Genomic DNA, 19,801 nt, shown 5'->3' with positions numbered 1-19,801 from the left:
CTTCTTATCTTTCAAAAAAGAGCGATCCCTTAAAAAGAGATCACTCTAAAAAGAACTTGTATCTTTATTTAGCTTGTTTCTTATTAGCCGTATGGAATAAGTACCATGCGACAGCGCCAATTGCAATCAAGGATACCCAAGGGCCAAAGATGGTTTCCTCAGGGAATGCAACCCCAGCCGTGACAGCTAATGCGACAATAACACCCATCAATGCTTCACCAGCAATATAACCGGATGCCAGCAGAATGCCGCGTTCATTTTTCTCTTCCAGTTCTTCTTTATTTTTCGTCCGGCGTTTAATAATACCGCTAATCAGACCACCAACCATAATCGGCGCTGTCGTATGAATCGGCAGATACAACCCGACAGCAAACGGCAGTGATCCGATTCCGAACAATTCAACCGTTGCCGCCGCGGCAGCACCGATAAAGATTAAGTTCCAAGGCAGATCACCACTCATGATGCCATCAACAATCATCGACATCAATACGGCCTGCGGTGCTGGCAGCTCTTCGGAACCAAATCCATACGCATTATCCAGTAAAATAAGGATAAACCCGATGATAATACTGGAAATTAAAACCCCGTACAATTGGGCAAATTGCTGCCATTTTGGCGTAGAACCGACGATATAACCAGTTTTCAAATCCTGAGAAGTATCGCCGGCAATTGCGGCCGCAATACAAACAACCGAACCGATAATAATGGCGGTTGCTGCTCCAGCCTGTCCAGTTTGACCAACAGCGGCAAGTATTAATGAAATAAAAATCAGCGCCCCAATCGTCATGCCGGAAACAGGGTTGGAGGAACTTCCGACAACACCAACAATCCGGGATGACACGGTCACGAAGAAAAAGCCAAAAATAAACAGCAACAAAGCACCAATAATTCCCACGTTAATACTTGGGTAAAACATTAAAATACCCACAAATAGAACGGTTAGAACAACAATCAATGTCATGGGTATATCTCTGTCCGTACGTAAATCAGTCGTTTCACCAGACGAAGAAAAACCTTTAACCGAACCAACAAATGAAGATGCAATCGTCGGCAGTGTTTTGATTAGTCCCATAATACCGCCGAATGCCACAGCACCCGCACCAATATAGCGCAAATAATTATCCCAGATATCATGAAAGCCCATTTCCGATATTGGCACTTCACCCGGATAAATCGGCGCTGACGCGACATCACCAATAAAACTGATTAAAGGAATAATGCCAAGCCAGCCCAGAACACCACCCGCAAACATGATGCCTGCAATGCGCGGTCCAATGATATAACCGACACCAAGCATTGCGGGCAGCGTATCCATACCGATTGCTGCATTTTTAAATTTATAAATTTCCCATTCCACTGAAGACGGGAATGCTTTAACCGCATCCGTCAGCAGCTTAAAGACGGCGCCGATCCCAAGACCACCTAACACCAGCTTGGCACCTTTCCCGCCTTCTTCACCGGCATGAAGTACCTCAGCACACGCGGTACCTTCCGGGTATGGCAATGTATCATGTTCATTGACAATTAACGCACGGCGGAGTGGAACCATCAAGACAACACCCAAAATACCGCCCGCGAGCGCAATAATGAAAATCGTCGTTAAGCTTGGTTGCAACTGCCAGATGAACAGGGCTGGCAACGTGAAAATAACCCCCGCAGCCAGCGATTCCCCGGTTGAGGTAATCGTCTGCACAATGTTATTTTCCAGAATAGACGTCCGCTTCATAATAATCCGAAGCACGGCCATTGAAATAACTGCCGCCGGAATCGATGCAGACACCGTCATCCCGACTATCAAGCCTAAATAAGCATTTGCTGCACCAAATACAATCGCCAGCACAGCACCAATTACCATGGCAACCCATGTAAATTCAGGCGGATTTTTGGAAGCCGGAATAAACGGCTTGAACCCGTCTTTATTATCCTGTTTTGACATCTCTTGAACACCATCCTCGAAATTCTAGTATAAAATGAAGACTATTTTCGTTAAAAATTAAGATAATTATTAATAGAGAGTAAAATTCCCGAAAATAGAGATTCCCTGCTATGGTTATCATAGCAGGGAACACGACATTCATTTTTATTAATTGGCACAGGTCGGCCAATCATTGCGTTATTGATGAATCATAACATATATTTTTATGTTTTGGAAGAAAAAATCGTCCCAATTCATAGTCTCTACAGATTTTTTCAATGAGTCATTATCAATCAGGTATCAATAAAGAAGCCTCTCATCCTAAGACTCAGCGGCACGTTTTCATACTGTTGGAATAGATTTCACATATTGCGAAACAGCCTCTTTAGAAATACTCTCCATATAGTAATTCTCAATTTCCTGACGCAGATTGCCAGCCTCTTTCAACCACTGAACACCTTTTTTCATACAGGACTTATAACGTGTGTGCGCATCATGGATCTCTGCTGCATATTTCTCATCCGTTCCTGGCACAACAAATTCCTTATACAAATCAACTGTCACGTCACCATCTTTTTCAGGGAAAAATTCATGTGGATCAGTGCTGTCAAAAATACAAAAATCCAATTCACGCACCAGCACCATGTCAACACTATTCGGATCAAAACTGCAGTAATACAATTCCACGTCAAAGCCATGGTCTGCACATGCATCAGCAATTTTTTTCATGAATACCGACTTCCCGGTTCCAGCACGTCCCTTAATAAAGTGGACATTTTTTAAGTCTTTGATGAGATGGGGCACAACATTCACTACACCATCAGCCGTGTTGGTGCCGAATAGACGTGTGTACGTGTGCGGTCGACGGCTCTTACTCGGTATGTTTTGAAGCAAATCATGGATAAATTGTTCCGCAAACGCATCCGCGTGCTCGAAATCCATTTGATCGATGTATATGGCTTCAAGGTCATCATGGATTTTCAGACCTTCCACGAAACTGTCGTATGCTTGTTGCGTGTGGCGGTTAATCTTCGTTTGGTCTTGTTCCTCTGCTGGAAAGGCCGCTGTTAAGTCGATTGTTTCAGTGCTTGTTGTTGCCACCTTTTCGTCGATGACAGCCAGGGACTTTTCACGAATGATAATTCCGTCAAGATAGTCATTTCCAAGGGCGCTTTCGAGGATCTCGAGATGGTTATTTCTGTATTGTTCTGCAAGTTGGTTGATAATGGTCGTTTTTAATGCTGCGGACGGATGTTGTAACGCAATAATCCGGCTGATATTATGAAGATTTGTATCAAGCTGGTTGACCAGACCTTCCGCTGTGTTGCCGGTCACGTAATAATGGAGGTTTGGCAAAGGGAACACTCCTTTTTGAAAATATTTCTTTATTAACTTATGTTAATCAAGCGTGTTTGTGATAAACGCCTCTTTATTGTTGAGTACTTAATGTTTACTATCTAACTAAATATAGTTAGCTCCCAAAAACGGTCTCTTTTAAATAAAAACGTTATATATATTGTTTAAAAGTGAACGCGTGACCTTTTTGGAAGCGAACCAAACATTAATTGAGCACGGTATCCATACAAAAAAATGCACACCCCACCAAAAACTAAACCTTAATACCACTCTTCCCGCCGATCCCGAAATACCGGTATTCTCCGTCGCACTTCATCCACCTTATCCAAATCGATTTCAGCCAGGATAATTTTCTCCTCGCTGCCACCTTCTTTAACGATCTCACCCCATGGGTCCACGACAAGCGACATACCGCCGAATTCATTGTTCGGATCTGACCCCGCCCGGTTGCAGGCCACAACGAAACATTGGTTTTCAATTGCGCGAGCCTGAAGCAGTGTACGCCAATGATCAATACGAGGCTTAGGCCATTCTGCTACGACATACATGACTTTCGCTCCATTCACCGCCGATTTGCGCAACCATTCCGGAAAGCGGATGTCGTAACAGATAAAACCGGCTGACGGGACACCATTCAATTCAAAATCAGCTTCATCCTGTCCTTCAACAAGGTGTAAGTGCTCATCCATCAGTTGGAACAGATGCAGTTTGCTATATTTGTGGATGAGCTGACCGTTTTGATCGACGACAAGCATTGTATTGCGCTTGCCGTCATCAGCCTGCTCGGCAACAGAGCCACCGACAATGACAACGTTCAATTCTTTTGCCAGATCACTCAGGAATTCGATCGTTGCTTTGGCATCTTTGTCTGCCAGCACGTCAAGACGTTCCAAGTCATAGCCTGTATCCCACAGCTCCGGCAGCACAACAATATCAGCGCCAGTCTGCACAGCGTCCATCACCCGTTTCGAGACACGGGCAAAATTCACTTTCGGGTCACCATACGTCACATCCATTTGAATCAGCGCAATCTTTTTCTTCATATCAACCGATACCTCCTTGTAAAAATCAGACTCTTCCTTCATTATAATCGAAACCAAACCGGAAAAAGGGGCATGCCAAATAATTTTTATGATATTTTTTGAAATGGTACCCTTAAATCAATTTCTAATTCGATTGTAGTATAAACAGAGGCATAGAACCATCTATCCAAATCAGCGGGCAAAAAAATCGTCATCCCGCATAGGAACAACGATTTTTACGTTTCAGTGCCTTAATAATGGCCGAGCAGCCCTTTTTGCATCGCATGCTTTTCACAGGCATTATAAAAGACAAAACCAATGATGCCATAGACCACCGTATTGCCAATTAGCCAGGCATAGTCACCCATTGAAAAGTCAGCCAGCGTATAGCCATGAATCATTATCTGCCGCGTCATATCGACCCCTTTGACAAATGGCGCTCCCACCATAAATGGGGCAACCGACAGTGGGACGAATGTCAGACCGGCGACGATAAATTGAAGGATTTGCAGAAATGCGTTGATTTGCTTGAAAACAAGGGCCATCCCGGCGACGATAAAACTCGTGCCGATCATGCCAGCCAATGTCAACACCAAAATCGGAAAAATGGTTACTGGGTTTACGTTCAGCCACTCACCAGCTGTCGCCATTGATAAAAACAAGAGCACTACCACCAGGACAAAATGATTAAAAATGGTGCCAAGCAATCGGGAAAGAAGGATTTTCCACGGTTTGACCGGTGACATGTACAGTTGCTCAAGTGTACCTTTCATGGCTTCATCCGATATCGTCCAGCCAATTGATTGCAGGGTCATCATGCCAAAGTACCAGAAAATATAGTTGACAATCACATATTGTGTGTTCGTGCTGGCCTGTGCTGGGTCACCGACCACCTGAATGCCAAACATCATCCCGACAAAAATAATATAAAATGTCAAAAGCAGACTGATCGTGTTGGCTTTGTATCGTCTCAGTTCAAGAAACTCCATCATCGTGTTGACCCTTAATACATTCCAAAATGCTGTCATGATGCCACCCCTTCATTCACAAGTTTGCGGAAGACCTGCTCAAAATTAATTTCAGTCCGGTTGATGGTTTCAATTGGTGTTTCATTTTGTTTCAAAATATCCATCAGCTTGAAAATATCCTGTTCCTGATCAAGATTAACCTTTAATGTGAGGGCTTCCCATTGGTGAATTGGAAATTGGGCCAACAACATGGTTTGCTGTTCGTCGGTGAGTGGTTCCTGTAATTCAATTTGGTAAGCACTCGTCTCGAACAATTTTAAAAGCTCTTCAACGCGCTCATCTGCCACCACTTTGCCGGCATTGATGATGATCGTTCGCTCGCATAAATCCTGTACAACCGGCATATCGTGGGTACTGATAATGATGGTTTTCCCCTGGTCGCGGGCAATTTTCCGTAATAAATCCCGTACTTCATAGCCTGTTTCGACATCGAGTCCCAATGTTGGTTCATCGAGTAACACAACATCTGTGTCTGCCAGCATCGCTACGGAAACAGCGAGTTTTTGCTGCATGCCGCGTGATAGATTATTAACGAGTTCATCTTTTTTGTCTTGAAGCTGAAATAAGCTGAGCAATTCGTCAACTTTCCGGCGGATATCTTTTTTCGGCACGCCGCGATTGCCGGCAAAATAGACGAGATTTTCATAGACTGTAAGGCGCCAGTATATGTTACGATTCCCTTCCAGAACGGCGCTGATGTGGCGGAGCGCTTTATCGCGGTCTTTAAGACTGTCGAAACCATTGATCGTCACAGAGCCCTGATCTGGAACAAGCAGCCCGCAGATCGTTTTGATGGTCGTCGTTTTTCCGGCACCATTCGGACCGAGCAAGCCGACAATTTCACCCTTTCCGACGTCAAAGGATAGATCGTTGACGGCGGTGAATATTTCGCTGGACTTTCGCTTTTTGTACGATTTATAAATGCCCTTTACCGAAATGATTGATTCCATTTCCCTGCCTCCCTGAATCGTTGATATCTTTAGTATACTGATTTTTGTAAATTATACATCAGTCATTTGGGGTTTTTGCTGTCAGTCTTGAGTCTGATGTGGCATCAGCTTTCGACAAGTTTAGTCCGTTGGTGCTGAGTCAGATGGAGATGGGTTATTTTGGGGTGAAGATTGGACTGTCGGAACGGAGTTTTCTTTCTCGGGCCGAAGTTTCCGATTTCAGGCTGAATGGGACAAAGGGTCTGACCCTTTGTCCCACTTAAAAAATCCATGCAGCCCCCCTAAACTGCATGGATTTCATCTTATTTTAGTGCCTCGCGTTCTTCTTCATTGAACACTCTGGACCGCGTCAGGAATCGCTTGCCTTCTGGGCCTTCCAACGAAAACATCCCACCGCGGCCGTCGACGGCATCGATGATCAGCTGGGTATGTTTCCAATAGTCATATTGGTCCTTTGACATGTAGAAAGGTGTTTCGCCGATTTCCCCAAGCAACATGTCTGATTCACCGACCCGGAATTCGCCCCGCGGAAAACACATTGGCGAACTGCCATCACAACAGCCGCCTGATTGATGGAACATGAGCGGTCCGTGGATTTCAGCCAAGGTGTCGATCAGCTTCAATGCTTCATCAGTCGCCGTTACACGTTCTACCATTTGTCACACCCCTTCTGTATAGTTTATGCGGAAAAACTAATTACCTCCACCAACAGCGATACAGCTTAAAACAACCCATCCGGATCTTCACTGTAGCTGATTAATAGATTTTTTGTCTGCTGATAGTGATCAAGCATCATCAAATGGTTTTCACGGCCGATACCGGATTTTTTGTAGCCACCGAATGCAGCATGTGCCGGGTACTTGTGATAGCAGTTCGTCCAGACACGACCTGCTTCAATACCGCGTCCGAAACGATAGGCTGTATTGATATTCCGCGTCCAGACGCCGGCGCCAAGTCCATAAAGCGTATCATTGGCAATTTCCATGGCCTCGTCATCGTCTTTGAACGTCGTGACGGCAAGCACCGGTCCAAAAATTTCTTCTTGGAAAACGCGCATTTTATTATCGCCTTTAAAAATCGTCGGCTGAATATAATAGCCCTCTGCCATATCACCGTCCAATTGATTGACCTCGCCACCAGTCAACACTTCTGCACCTTCCTGTTTGCCGATGTCCAGATATGACTTGATTTTCTCCATCTGCTCTTGTGATGCTTGAGCCCCCATCATCGTTTCTGTATCAAGCGGGTGACCAATTTTGATTTCGTTAACCCGCTTAACCGCTCGTTCCATAAATTCATCATAAATCGATTCATGAACAAGCGCTCTCGACGGACACGTACAGACTTCTCCCTGGTTCAGGGCAAACATGACAAGGCCTTCGATGGCTTTATCCAAAAATGCGTCATCCTTATCCATCACATCCGAGAAGAAAATATTCGGTGATTTTCCGCCCAGCTCAAGGGTTACTGGAATAATATTTTCCGAAGCGTATTGCATAATCAGTCGGCCTGTCGTTGTCTCACCCGTAAAGGCAATCTTGGAAATCCGGCTGTTGGAAGCTAGCGGCTTACCGGCTTCCACACCAAACCCGTTGACCAAGTTGAGAACACCCGCAGGCAGCAAATCCTTAATCAAATCAAGCAAAACATGAATCGATGCCGGTGTCTGCTCAGCCGGTTTCAGTACGACACAATTACCTGCAGCGAGGGCCGGCGCCAACTTCCAAGTCGCCATTAAAATCGGGAAGTTCCACGGGATAATTTGCCCGACAACGCCGAGTGGCTCATGAAAATGATAGGCGACCGTGTCGTTATCGATCTGACTGATGCCGCCTTCCTGAGCCCGGATAGCCCCCGCAAAATAACGGAAGTGATCAATCGCGAGCGGTATGTCGGCTGCCAGTTCTTCCCTGACCGCTTTACCGTTATCCCATGTTTCAGCGACCGCCAGTTTCTCCATATTTTCTTCCATCCGGTCAGCAATTTTATTTAAAATATTTGCGCGTTCCGTCACAGACGTCTTTGCCCACGCATCTTTGGCTGCATAACCCGCGTCAACAGCAGCTTCCACGTCTTCTTTCGTCGACCTGGCCAACTCACAGAAAACCTTCCCCGTTACCGGACTTACATTTTCAAAGTACTTCCCATTTGCTGGTGGACGGTATTCCCCGCCAATGTAATTGTCATACCGTTTTTGAAAGTTGACCTTTGCGCCTTCCGTATTCGGATTCGCGTACTGCATCCTGCTATTCCTCCTTTTTATTGTAAGCGGTTACAATTATGATGAAGGTTCTGGATGACTCATCTACTTTACACTATACCATTATATTCTGAATTATTCCACCAGTTTATCTGGATAAAAACTAAAAGCCACCTTACTTATAGTACAAGTAAGGCGGCTTTCTAATCGTATGAAAGCAGGTTTCCGGTATCAGTTTTTGGCCCATTATAAAAAGATGCCAGTCACAGACACCTTGATTAGAGCGTTATTCTGATGTTTCATTGCAGCTTTCATGTCATCTTCAATGTTCCAGTTCAGGAAGTACACGTACTTCTTTTTCCATTGAAGCGTGACAGAGCGGACATTCCGGTTCTTCATTAAAACTAAATGATTCCCTCATCCAGCCTGCACAGTCTTCATTTGTACATGACCATACATTTGTTTCCACTTCCGGAACGGGTTGTTTTGGTCCACGGGAAAATGACATAACAGCATCCCCTTTCATGGTATTATACTTATTATACGCTTTTGTCATATAATAGTAAAATATCGTAATCTGAGATCGTTGCTATGACAGTATATGTGCAAAAACGTTCAAATAGAAGGACAATGGTCCAATTTTACAGCACAAATTTTTCAATAGCTTTGCCGACACCGTGGTGATTGTTGGTATCCGTCACAGAATCGGCTGCCTGTTTAATTGCTTCCTGGGCATTGCCCATTGCCACACCGATACCGGCGTCTTGAATCATTTTGATATCATTCAGACTGTCCCCGACTGCCATCACATTTTCCATCCCAATACCAATTTCCTTACAAACTGTGTTAAGCGCGCTTGCTTTACTGACGCCTTGTGGGTTCACCTCGATGTTCGTTGGAAGTGAATTCGTCAGTTCAAGATCATCATAATGCGAAAGTTCCTTGACAATGGTGTCCAATTTTTCTTTATCGTCAGAATCACAGCCGAACTTGAGCCATTCGTGGGCGGAAAAATCGTCCGGACCTGAACTGTACCAGACCTTGTCAGTTGAAATCATCCAGGTGTTCAGTTCCATGCTTTTTGCCAATTCCCACATTAACTTAACGCGTTCAGGATCAAGCAGGTGGCGTTCTTTCAATTCTTGTTCAACAGTCCAGATTTCACCGCCGTTGCACGTAATTAGAAAGGAAGGCAGTTTCAGCGATTCAGCATACGGGTAGCACGTATTAAACCAACGGCCGGTACTTAACACAACATGGACATCCTTGGCCAGTGCTTGTGCAATTTTTTCCCGATTAAAATTAGAAATAGCTCCCTCACTGTTCAACAATGTCCCATCCATATCCAATGCGATCAATTTAATATCCATTTAGACGCTCCTCTTTTGGGTTACTCCTGTATCATACATGCGTGTGGTGACATACGGGATTAGCAGCAAACCTAATAATACAAAGAATAATACCTCAATATTGTAAAGATCAACAGTCAAACCGCCGAGAAACGGGCCAACCATCCGACCGGCAGAGCCAACACTGTTAACGATTCCCTGATAAAATCCCGCGTGTCCTTTTGGCGCCAGTTTATGCGCCAATGTTGGAACAGCCGGCCAGACGAGCATCTCGCCTAACGTTAAAATAATCATGGCTATAGCGAAAAATGTAAATTCCTGCGCAAACATCGCGACGAGAAAAGAGACGAGGAAGATGGTCGTCCCCAGGTATATTTGTTTCTTTTCCGATGTAATTCGGCTGGTGGTCCATTTAATCAGTGGCTGCCCAATGACAATCAGAAAACCATTCATCGCCCACAGCAAGCTGTACTGGTCAAGTGGAATCCCGATATCCTGTGTATGGGAAGCAATGGTTGACTGCCACTGACTATAGCCAATCCACGTAATCATCAGGCCGCTGCACAAAATCATTAAGGCCATAAAAGCTGTTTTATCCTTGATTTTCTCGCTCTGTTCAATGACCGATGTATGCATGCGGTTATTCCGTTCTGCATCCATTTGGTGATACATTGTCAGGGCAAAAATAAAAAACAGACCAAACAGTGAGGCATTCGCAATGAATACATAGTCAAACGATAAATCAGCTATATAGCCTGCCAGGGCAGCACCGAGCGCAACACCTACATTCCGGGCAACATAAACGGCATTAAAGGCGCGTCTCCCCCCTTCAGGCCAGGCGGAACCAGCCATAGCGAACATCACCGGCCAGGTCATACCAGCGCTAAAACCGATCACCACGAGTAAAATCGAATACGACACAATACTGTGATTAAGTGCCAGGGTGGCTGCTGCCGCAAAAGCCGTTCCCGTGCCAATCAATACTGTTTTGTACGCACTGAATTTATCAAACAGCAGGCCGCCCACAAGGTTTCCAACTATTGAGGCGCCCTGATTTAACGCCAAAATGAACCCGGCAAAAGCAAGCGTCCTGCCGAGTTCATTATGCATATAAATGGTATTCAGTGGCCACAAAAACGAGGCCCCTGTGACATTAATAGCTGTTCCAATCACCAACAGCCAGACAAATTTCGGCACATCGATCAACCCGCTTCTTTTACCATCAATCCAAGTTATTGTAATATATTTCGTGAAACTAAGCAATGGATCGATCTATACTATTGCCGGTGCCGCATTGGCTGAATGAAAAGCCCAATCGTGCCAAGCGGAACAAGAAACACTGCCACTATAAACCATACGCCCAATGTGCCGGAGCCACCCTGTGCCACTTGGATTATCTCAAACGTTACATAGGTGAAGATGGCCGCCATTTCAAAGTTGAAAATCGCCATCATTGTACGGGCGAGCGAATAAATACGGGATGCATTTTCCTCTGTCACCTTTACCGGCAAATTATAAATATGCGGCACTTTATTTAGAAAATACAGCCCGATAAACAGCACGAGTGAAATAGCCGGGAGCAAGAAAATGATTGCCTTGCTTCCCCAATTATTCACATCACCCTGTGCATTGAAATGGATTGGAATGGGTTCAGGCAGGCCGGGATATACCATCATCGTGTAAACGAATGCCGCGATGATTAGAAGCAGCGTAATGGTATGAATCACTTTTTCCGCCACAGAAGCGGGGACATGAATTTTTGGCTGAGTCAGGTCCATGCTCTTCACCTCCTGAAATGTATTATAATAACCCGAAACAACCTCCACAGTTACGAATGCTTGGTGAATGTCGCCATTTTATATAGAAATATTTCCAATTGAACCGCCCGCTGCTGGGCCGCTTCGACCGAAACCGGGTGGAAGCGAATTTTTCCTTTGGGCACCAATTGGGCAAGTTTAGGCAAGTCGGCCGATATAATCGTACCAATCCGTGGATAACCGCCCGTCGTTTGTCTGTCAGCCATCAGTATAATGGGCTGCCCGTTGCCTGGTATCTGTATGCCACCAAAGGGGACCGCATCTGACCAGATATCGGCGGTGTGTTGATGCCTGATTGACTTCGACTTCAGACGATAGCCCATTCGATTGGAACTGGTATCAACCACGTGGCTTTGGCTATAAAATCGGTCTAGTTCTTGTCTGTTGAAATAATCCATATGTGGACCCTCTACAATGGATACGTTAAGGACACTTGGATAAACGGGTCTTTCAGTCTGTAACAACCCCCTCCCAGGTTTTGTTTGCAGCGGAACGCCCTGAATGGTCTGGTGTTTTTCCAACGGACCCCCAAATCCGCTTTTGATGTCGGTCGACTGACTCCCGAAAAATGTTGGGGCGTCAAAGCCGCCCGCCACAGCTATATACGCACGAACACCCGCCTCATGTTTGCCGAAAGTCAGCCGGTCACCCTGCTTCAGCTGGAATGATTGCCACATCGGAGCGGGTGTACCGTTCACCTTTGGTTCCAGCGCTGCACCTGTGATCGCAGCGGTAATGGGGATGGTGGAAACTGCCTCAAGCTCAGGACCTATTAAAGTTACTTCAAGACCCACGGTATTGCGGGGATTGCCCACAAGGATATTTGCCATTTGCAGGGAAAATTGATCCATTGCCCCGGAGACCGGCACACCATATTGCTGGTAACCAGTTCGGCCAAGGTCCTGGAAGGTTGTCATGACGCCTGGCTTATGAACATGGAAGATTGTTTGCTGTTGCATATGATCACCACTTTAATTTTCGATTCGGAATCGGAAGACTTTTGGCACGTGCCAAAAATCAGCCTTGTGAGAGATTGTACCGGTTTGGAAAGGCTCAAACGGTGTCGTTATTGCGCGAAATGTTTGCGCCGTCGCACGAGTCGGCGGCGTTTCCGCTCGAGTTGACGTCCCTCCTGCTCGAGTTTCAGCCGTTCTCGCTCGAGTTGGCGGCCCTCCTGCTCGAGTTTCAGCCGCTCTCGCTCGAGTTGACGGTCTTCCTGCTCGAGTTTCAGCCGCTCTCGCTCGAGTTGGCGGCACGTGTCTTTCAATCATTACAGCCGATTGCTTTCACATGAACACCGTCTCGTTCCAAAGCTGTACGCAATTTTTCCGCAAACGTAACGGCATGTGATCCATCCCCATGCACACAAATCGTATCTGATTCAATTACCACCTGCTCACCGCCAACCGCACGAACAGTCCCGGTTTGTAGCATCCCTTCAACCTGCAATACCGCTTCATCCACATCCGTTACCAACGCGTCAGCTTCATAGCGCGGAGTCAAACTGCCATCTGCCTGATATGTCCGGTCAGCGAAAACTTCTGAGGCGACATGCAATCCCGCTTCACGCCCGGCAGTCAGCAGCTCACTTCCGGCTAAGCCAAACAACAGTAACTCACCATTAACATCCCGCACTGCGCGGGCAATAGCATCTGCCGTAGAACGACTTTTCGCAGCTGCATTATAAAGTGCTCCATGTGGCTTTACATGCTGCATCTTGACATTATGGACCGTGCAAAATGCCTGCAGACTGCCGATTTGCTGTACAACCATTTGGTAGACTTCATCCGGTAAATAGTCAATCATTCGCCTCCCGAAACCGGCAATATCCGGAAAACCAGGATGTGCACCAACAGCCACGCCATGTTGTTTTGCCAATTGGACCGTCCGTTCCATGACGGCCGGATCACCGGCATGTGCACCGCATGCAATATTCGCCGAGGTGATATAAGGTAGCAGCCGCTCATCTGCGCCTATCGTATACATGCCGAAACTTTCACCCATATCGCAATTTAAATCAATCCGCTTTGTCATCTTGGATCAGCCTCCCGATCTCAAAACTGCCTTCAGAAATACACTCTCTGATATCCTTATATTCCTTTTCCTCAATTTCATAAAATTGCACCTTGTCACCAGGCCGAAACAAAAATGCCTCCTCTGCGCCGATATCAAACAATTGAACCGGGGTTTTCCCAATAATATTCCACCCGCCCGGTGATGTAATTGGATAAATACCGGTCTGCTTAGAAGCGATGCCGACTGCACCGGCTGGCGTTTCCCTGCGAGGTACTTCCAGTCTGGGTGTGGCAATTCGTTCGTCCAAACCGCCAAGGTACGGAAACCCGGGTAAAAATCCGAGCATATAGACGAGGTATTCTCCCTGAATATGCTGTGACACAACCTCCTTAGTTGAAAAGCCATTAACAGCAGCAACTCGTTCCAAATCAGGACCATATCCTCCGCCATAGATAACCGGAATGGTTAGACACCGCGGCTCGATTCCATCCGGCTCTATTTCCAGTTGCCATACGTGATCGATTTGCGTGCAAAGTTCCCGATAGCTGATCTGATGTGGCTGATAATAGACAGTTACCGAATCATACGCCGGCACCCACTCCACTACGCCCGGTATTTGAGTACGGTGCAACTTCCTTGAAAAAAACTGAATCTCTTTGTTTAAGTCAGGCGTCACATTGCCTAAAAACTGAATTTTAACAGCTGAATCACCAACAGCCTGTATAGAAAATGACATATATACCGCTCCATTACGTAAAAAATGAATTGTTCGATGGGCCATGTTTGAACAACTCTATATTGTCTGACAAATATTCTTAGCATCATCATAGCATACTTACGAATAGCGTTGTAGACGCTCTGATTGAAATAGAGTCAAAATTGTTTGCCTGCAGCAGAATCTATCAAGTATACTATTAATAATTCCGACCGTTGTTAACGGTTTCTTTTCTCATTCGATTATTTAACTTTTAGAAAAGCTCACATTCACGCGTACTTTCGTGAATGAGTCGTTTTTCATATAAGGCCGCCCACACCTTATACTTTCTGATGCTTTAAAAAAGGAGGAATTCTATGATGACTGCTGCATGGGACTGGCTCTGGGACAAACATGATCAGGCAAAAGATCTGCTTCGTTTTTTCGTACGACCGAATGAATCGAGAGTGGGGTCTGACAGCACGAATCCAAACAGCACTAAAGAATCCAGTGGTGGAGATGGCGGGAATACGAAACGTTCGTACACACCCGCACAATTGATCGGATTATTTTCAGGTCCTATTTTGTTTATATTAACATTATTATTTTTCCAGCCTGAGGGACTGTCAGATGCCGGACAGGCCGTACTTGCCAGCACGCTGTGGGTTGCCATCTGGTGGATGACCGAGGCGATTCCAATTCCGGCTGCATCGCTCTTGCCGATCATCCTTTTCCCACTGACAGGAGGCCTTGATATCGGCCCAACCACATCATCGTATGGGGACGATACCATTTTTTTGTTCATGGGCGGCTTTATGATCGCGTTAGCCATGGAAAAATGGAATTTGCACAGGCGGATCGCTTTGACCATCATTTCGATTATCGGAACTAATACAGAACGCATCATACTCGGCTTTATGGTCGCGACTGGGTTTCTGTCGATGTGGATTTCCAATACGGCAACTGCGATGATGATGGTACCCATCGGACTGGCGATTATCTATCAGGTATCCGAGCAGCTAAAGGACAACGATTCGGTTGATACGTCCAAAGAGAATTTCGGATTCGGAAAAGCCCTGATGCTGGCCATTGCCTACTCCGCGTCCGTCGGGGGAATCTCAACCTTGATTGGTACACCGCCGAACACCGCGCTTGCAGGTGTTGTCAGCAACATGTACGGCATTGAAATTTCCTTTGCTGGATGGATGCTGTTTGGTGTGCCTGTTGCTTGGCTGTTTATTTTTGTTGTTTGGTTTTATCTGGTAAAAATCGCCTACCCGCAAAAAATGAATCAGCTTCCTGGGGGGCGAGAAATTATCCAGGAACAAAAGGATGAGCTTGGCCAGGCATCCTTTGAAGAAAAAGCAGTGTTGACCGTATTCACGTTTGCTGCCCTGGCATGGATCACACGTTCATTTGTGCTGACTGAATTTGTCAATGAAAATATTAGTGATGCGATTATTGCCATGATAGCGGCGATTATTCTGTTTATCATTCCAGCCAAAAACAGGAAAGGCGATCACTTGCTTGACTGGGATTCAGCTGTCAAACTCCCGTGGGGAATTCTCCTTCTGTTTGGTGGTGGTCTGGCAATCGCCAGCGGATTCACAGAATCAGGACTGTCCGAATGGATCGGTAACCAGCTCACTGTGCTTGAAGGTGTTCATTTATTCATCGTATTGCTCGTTGTTACCGCGATGGTTATTTTCCTGACCGAAATCACATCGAATACGGCAACAGCCAACATGATGTATCCGATTATGGCATCACTTGCCGTTGCCCTCGGTGTTCATCCGTTCACGGTGATGGTGGCTGCAGGTGTCGCTGCTTCCAGTGCTTTCATGCTGCCTGTTGCAACACCGCCAAACGCGGTTGTGTTCGGTTCGGGCTATTTGCGGATCCCGGACATGGCCAAAGCAGGGATTGCCCTGAACCTATTCGGGGTCCTGCTCGCCACAGTTGCCATTTATTTCTGGCTCCCTATCGCATGGGACATCGATCTGACCGAGATACCGGAAATGATGAAAAAATAACTGTTAAAAAGCAGGTAATTGCCGTCATAGCAATTACCTGCTTTTTTATATTAGGTTTTTTTATAAATTTTGTTTTACGTTGTTAAGATAAACGGCGACGTAACGTTGCATGAGTGTTAAACTGCCGCTGCGGAAATACACTTGGTGCTCGTCGTGTTGCAAGTGATTGCGGGAAGCAGCACTCCTCGCAACTCGCAGCTAACTCGGCGGATGTTTTGCTCGTCGCTTTCCGTGGGCGGCTGATGAGCCTCCTCGAGCTAAGCACTAAGGGGTCTCATCCAGGCCTCTGCTCCCACAGGAGTCTCCGTGTATTTCCTCCGCTGGTTTTATTGACTGGTCTAGGAGTCGTGATAGAAATACGTTTAAAACCACTTCATTAGTCCGGGTGAGCGGAGGGCGGTGACTCCTGCGGGAAAAGCAACAGCTGAAGATCCCGCAGGAAGCGGTTTTTGCTTCCGAGGAAGCTGAAGCGTTGCCCGCGGAAAGCATCCGCCCGTAGCGATCCCGGACGGTGCGCGAGAAGTCGACATTCCAGTAAATATGTCGCAGTTTATGGATTTTGCGTCAAAAACAGCGAACAGTTTTATGCTAAGAAGCGGGTTTTTGGTGTTTGCTTTGAAACAATCGGATCATTACGACATAAACAGCTGGAATACAGGCAAGCAGAATGATGAGTCCCGACCAACCCCAGCTGCTCCATAATGGTCCAAGCACGGAACTTCCGAGGGCAACGCCGATATAATAAGATACCAGATACAAGCTGGAGGCACTCCCCTTATGGTGAGTTACTTCCTCTGCAACGGATGAAGCCGTTAACGAATGGGCCGTGAAAAACCCCAGACATGCTACACAAAGCCCCACGACAATCATCCATAAAGCAGACCCTAGGGTAATCAAAAAGCCCACCGCCATAACAATAACGCCAACAAATCGGACAGTCCGCAAACTGAAACGCCCTGCAACCCAGCCGGCAGCAGGTGAACCGATGACACCCAGTCCATATGCAAAGAACATATACGAAATCGCTTCAAGGGGTAACGAAAACGGTGGTGCTTCCAGATAAAACGGCAAATACGTCCAAATGCCGGTGAAGGAAAACTGCAACACAATCCCAAGGCCAAAGACGAGCAGCAAAGACGGATTTTTCAAATGAAAGATAAACGCCTTCAAGTCATTGGAAAACGGCAATTGACTCGGAGCAAAAAAGCGTGATGTTGGCAGCATGAACATCACCGCAACCAAAATAACTAACCCCAACACTGCAAGTACATAAAAGGCCATTTCCCATGAAAAGTGATCGGTTAAATACCCGGTCATGACACGTCCAACCATACCGCCAAGTGCATTACTGGATATGTACAGCGCTGTCGCTACATGGACACTGCGTCTATCTATCTCCTCACTCAAGTAAGCCAGTGCAGCCGCTGGAAGTCCCGCCAGCGCAAATCCCTGCAGAAGCCTGAGAACAATCAGCAGCAAAAACGAATCTGAAAGCGGAATGAGCAGAAACGGAATCGATGCTCCAGCCAGTGACAGTTTGATAAAAACCGTGCGTCCGCTGCGATCAGACCAGAATCCAAGTACAATCAAGCCAACGATCAGCCCAACAATCGTCATGGACAACGCCAGACCCGAAGCCGATACCGGTACCCCGAATTCTTTTACAAAAACAGGGAAGAGCGGCTGGACGGCATACATTCCGGCGAAAACAAAGAATGATGCCAATGCCAGGCTGAGTGTAATCCGCCAAAAATATGAATCTTTAATCGTATAAGCACGCTGTTCCATTCAGGTCACCCCAATATTATTCCAACACATACCGGTTGCGTCCCGCGGCCATTCCAAACGTCACAACTAAAATGGCCACTCCAATCAACGTGATAAGTGGTATCGACCATGCATGCGTGACGTCATACAAGTATCCTATAAACATCGGTCCTACTGCCGCCAGCGTGTAACCAAGCGACTGCGCCATCCCGGATAATACCGCAGCTTGCCGAGCGTTGCGTGCACGCATTCCCAAAAAGGCCAGGGCAAGTGCAAACATACCGCTTAATGTAATCCCAACCAAAATCGTACTGATCACCATGGTGGTAAACGACTCACCAAGCAACAGTCCACCATACCCGCCGAGTGCACACAATCCCATCACAAACACAATGCTCCGTTGCGATCTTAGACGGCCGGCAACAACCGGAACAATAAAGCTGGCAGGTAATCCGACAAACTGGGCGAACGACAGCATCCACCCTGAAGCCGTTACAGATAACCCGTTATCATGTAGAATCTCCGGGAGCCATGATATCGTTACATAAAATAAAAATGACTGCAAGCCCATAAAACAGGCAACCTGCCAGGCAAGCGGTGATTTCCACATCTGGCTATCGCCCACGCTGCCGACATAGTGCCTATCAGCATCATCACGCGCTTTTTCTTTTCTGGAGAGATAACTCCAAACGACGATTCCCAGTACTGCCGGAGTCGCCCAAACAAGTAATGCCAGTTGCCAGCCCAGCTGTAAATCTTGCGCAAACGGGATGCTTAAACCTGAAGCTGACGCAGCAAAAACCCCCATTGCCGTCGTGTAGACACTGGTCATCAGCCCCACTTTTTCCGGGAATTTTTCTTTAATAACGCTCGGTAGAAGCACATTACAAATTGCGATTCCCATCCCGACAAATAATGTTCCGATAAACAGCAGGACGATTACCGAAATAGAGCGCGCAGAAATACCGACAAAGAGCAAAATAAGCCCTAGTAATAATGTGCGCTCATTGGAATACCGGTTCCCCAGTTTCGGTGCAGCCGGCGACATGACGGCAAAAGCAATCAACGGCAGACTTGTGAGCAGGCCCGCACTCCAATTGGATAAGCCGACATCATCACGGATGATACCAATCAGCGGTCCCACTGAGGTAATAGCAGGACGTAAATTAAACGCGACAATGACAATTCCTGCTACAAGTAAAATACGATACAGTTTTTCCGAATAACCATTTTCCATGCTGAAGATCCCTTCTAAAACCGTGAATATCATAGCCACTTCCTGAAAGTCTATAGTCTAATATAGCACATCAGGTCAATAGAAGAAAAAAGGAGCGTCTGTCTGCATCAAAAACTCGCATTCATGACAAAAGCACTAAAAGCGCAACGGCCTTCTGTTTTAACAATGAAGCGTGGCAACTTGTGCATGTCCTATTTCCCGGGAAATAGGTTAACCCTTGCGAATCCCGGATTTATGGTGCTCATCGGGTTACCCACTTCATTGTGATTTGTGAACATTTTCAAGGCATTTCTTTTTAAAAATGTCACTTGCTGCAAGCTTGAATCATTTCTCTTTTCATAATCAACACTTCTGGGTATAATGTAGTAAGAGATATGCATATATTAATAAGACCACAGCTGGCACTGTGGTCGGGTA

The 19,801-nt window shown here is 46.3% G+C and carries 18 protein-coding genes; 2 read left to right on the top strand and 16 right to left on the bottom strand.

Annotation, left to right across the window (positions count from 1 at the left end):
- Positions 1-64: 64 nt before the first annotated feature.
- The 12 genes from E4U82_RS03400 to E4U82_RS03345 form a co-directional block, all read right to left on the bottom strand.
- Entirely contained in the window at positions 65-1,936 is a 1,872-nt protein-coding gene (locus E4U82_RS03400) for an OPT family oligopeptide transporter (RefSeq protein WP_135108629.1), read from the bottom strand.
- A 321-nt stretch (positions 1,937-2,257) separates the two neighbouring features.
- On the bottom strand, positions 2,258-3,271 hold the full coding sequence (locus tag E4U82_RS03395) for a hypothetical protein (protein ID WP_135108628.1): 1,014 nt from the start codon (positions 3,269-3,271) through the stop codon (positions 2,258-2,260).
- A gap of 260 nt (positions 3,272-3,531) precedes the next feature.
- Positions 3,532-4,314 carry a carbon-nitrogen family hydrolase gene (locus E4U82_RS03390; RefSeq protein ID WP_135108627.1) on the bottom strand — a complete coding sequence of 261 codons (783 nt, stop codon included), beginning with the start codon at positions 4,312-4,314 and terminating at the stop codon, positions 3,532-3,534.
- A 230-nt stretch (positions 4,315-4,544) separates the two neighbouring features.
- Positions 4,545-5,321: an ABC transporter permease gene (locus E4U82_RS03385; protein ID WP_135108626.1), complete on the bottom strand. Its 777-nt coding sequence runs from the start codon at positions 5,319-5,321 to the stop codon at positions 4,545-4,547.
- Positions 5,318-6,271, bottom strand: a complete 954-nt coding sequence (locus tag E4U82_RS03380) for an ABC transporter ATP-binding protein (RefSeq protein ID WP_135108625.1) — start codon at positions 6,269-6,271, stop codon at positions 5,318-5,320. The genes E4U82_RS03385 and E4U82_RS03380 overlap by 4 nt, the downstream gene beginning before the upstream one ends.
- A 302-nt stretch (positions 6,272-6,573) precedes the next feature.
- A complete protein-coding gene (locus E4U82_RS03375; protein WP_135108624.1) occupies positions 6,574-6,927 on the bottom strand; it encodes a DUF779 domain-containing protein in 354 nt (117 codons plus the stop codon).
- Between the two features lie 65 nt (positions 6,928-6,992).
- Complete coding sequence (gene exaC, locus E4U82_RS03370) at positions 6,993-8,513, bottom strand: acetaldehyde dehydrogenase ExaC (RefSeq protein WP_135108623.1); 1,521 nt, start codon at positions 8,511-8,513, stop codon at positions 6,993-6,995.
- Between the two features lie 280 nt (positions 8,514-8,793).
- The gene (locus E4U82_RS03365; protein WP_135108622.1) at positions 8,794-8,979 is read right to left on the bottom strand and encodes a cold-shock protein; all 186 of its coding nucleotides are present in this window, start codon (positions 8,977-8,979) and stop codon (positions 8,794-8,796) included.
- 133 nt (positions 8,980-9,112) lie between these two features.
- Positions 9,113-9,841 carry a Cof-type HAD-IIB family hydrolase gene (locus E4U82_RS03360; RefSeq protein ID WP_135108621.1) on the bottom strand — a complete coding sequence of 243 codons (729 nt, stop codon included), beginning with the start codon at positions 9,839-9,841 and terminating at the stop codon, positions 9,113-9,115.
- Positions 9,842-11,017, bottom strand: a complete 1,176-nt coding sequence (locus E4U82_RS03355) for an MDR family MFS transporter (RefSeq protein WP_135108620.1) — start codon at positions 11,015-11,017, stop codon at positions 9,842-9,844.
- A gap of 80 nt (positions 11,018-11,097) precedes the next feature.
- Positions 11,098-11,598, bottom strand: coding sequence for a DUF1648 domain-containing protein (locus E4U82_RS03350; RefSeq protein ID WP_135108619.1), 501 nt, complete (start codon positions 11,596-11,598; stop codon positions 11,098-11,100).
- Between the two features lie 50 nt (positions 11,599-11,648).
- Positions 11,649-12,596, bottom strand: a complete 948-nt coding sequence (locus E4U82_RS03345) for a 5-oxoprolinase subunit C family protein (protein ID WP_135108618.1) — start codon at positions 12,594-12,596, stop codon at positions 11,649-11,651.
- A gap of 101 nt (positions 12,597-12,697) precedes the next feature.
- On the opposite strand from E4U82_RS03345, the gene E4U82_RS19780 reads away from it, so the two are divergent.
- Positions 12,698-12,931 carry a hypothetical protein gene (locus E4U82_RS19780; RefSeq protein WP_167751316.1) on the top strand — a complete coding sequence of 78 codons (234 nt, stop codon included), beginning with the start codon at positions 12,698-12,700 and terminating at the stop codon, positions 12,929-12,931.
- Here E4U82_RS19780 and E4U82_RS03335 read toward each other — a convergent pair.
- Positions 12,901-13,671, bottom strand: coding sequence for a LamB/YcsF family protein (locus E4U82_RS03335; protein ID WP_135108616.1), 771 nt, complete (start codon positions 13,669-13,671; stop codon positions 12,901-12,903). The two genes, E4U82_RS19780 and E4U82_RS03335, sit on opposite strands and share 31 nt — an antisense overlap.
- Positions 13,655-14,389, bottom strand: a complete 735-nt coding sequence (pxpB, locus tag E4U82_RS03330) for a 5-oxoprolinase subunit PxpB (RefSeq protein ID WP_167751315.1) — start codon at positions 14,387-14,389, stop codon at positions 13,655-13,657. Before pxpB ends, E4U82_RS03335 begins: the two co-directional genes overlap by 17 nt.
- Before the next feature lie 335 nt (positions 14,390-14,724).
- On the opposite strand from pxpB, the gene E4U82_RS03325 reads away from it, so the two are divergent.
- Positions 14,725-16,380, top strand: coding sequence for an SLC13 family permease (locus E4U82_RS03325; protein WP_135108614.1), 1,656 nt, complete (start codon positions 14,725-14,727; stop codon positions 16,378-16,380).
- 588 nt (positions 16,381-16,968) lie between these two features.
- On the opposite strand, the gene E4U82_RS03320 is transcribed toward E4U82_RS03325, so the two are convergent.
- Both E4U82_RS03320 and E4U82_RS03315 read right to left on the bottom strand, forming a co-directional pair.
- On the bottom strand, positions 16,969-18,168 hold the full coding sequence (locus tag E4U82_RS03320; protein ID WP_135108613.1) for an MFS transporter: 1,200 nt from the start codon (positions 18,166-18,168) through the stop codon (positions 16,969-16,971).
- A gap of 16 nt (positions 18,169-18,184) precedes the next feature.
- Positions 18,185-19,417, bottom strand: coding sequence for a CynX/NimT family MFS transporter (locus E4U82_RS03315; RefSeq protein ID WP_425339504.1), 1,233 nt, complete (start codon positions 19,415-19,417; stop codon positions 18,185-18,187).
- Positions 19,418-19,801 lie beyond the last annotated feature (384 nt).

The organism is Lentibacillus salicampi (assembly GCF_004565465.1).
GTDB classification, from domain to species: Bacteria; Bacillota; Bacilli; order Bacillales; family Amphibacillaceae; genus Lentibacillus; species Lentibacillus salicampi.
The sequence above is the reverse complement of the archived record's forward strand: the minus strand, read 5'-3'. Positions and strand labels throughout refer to the sequence as shown.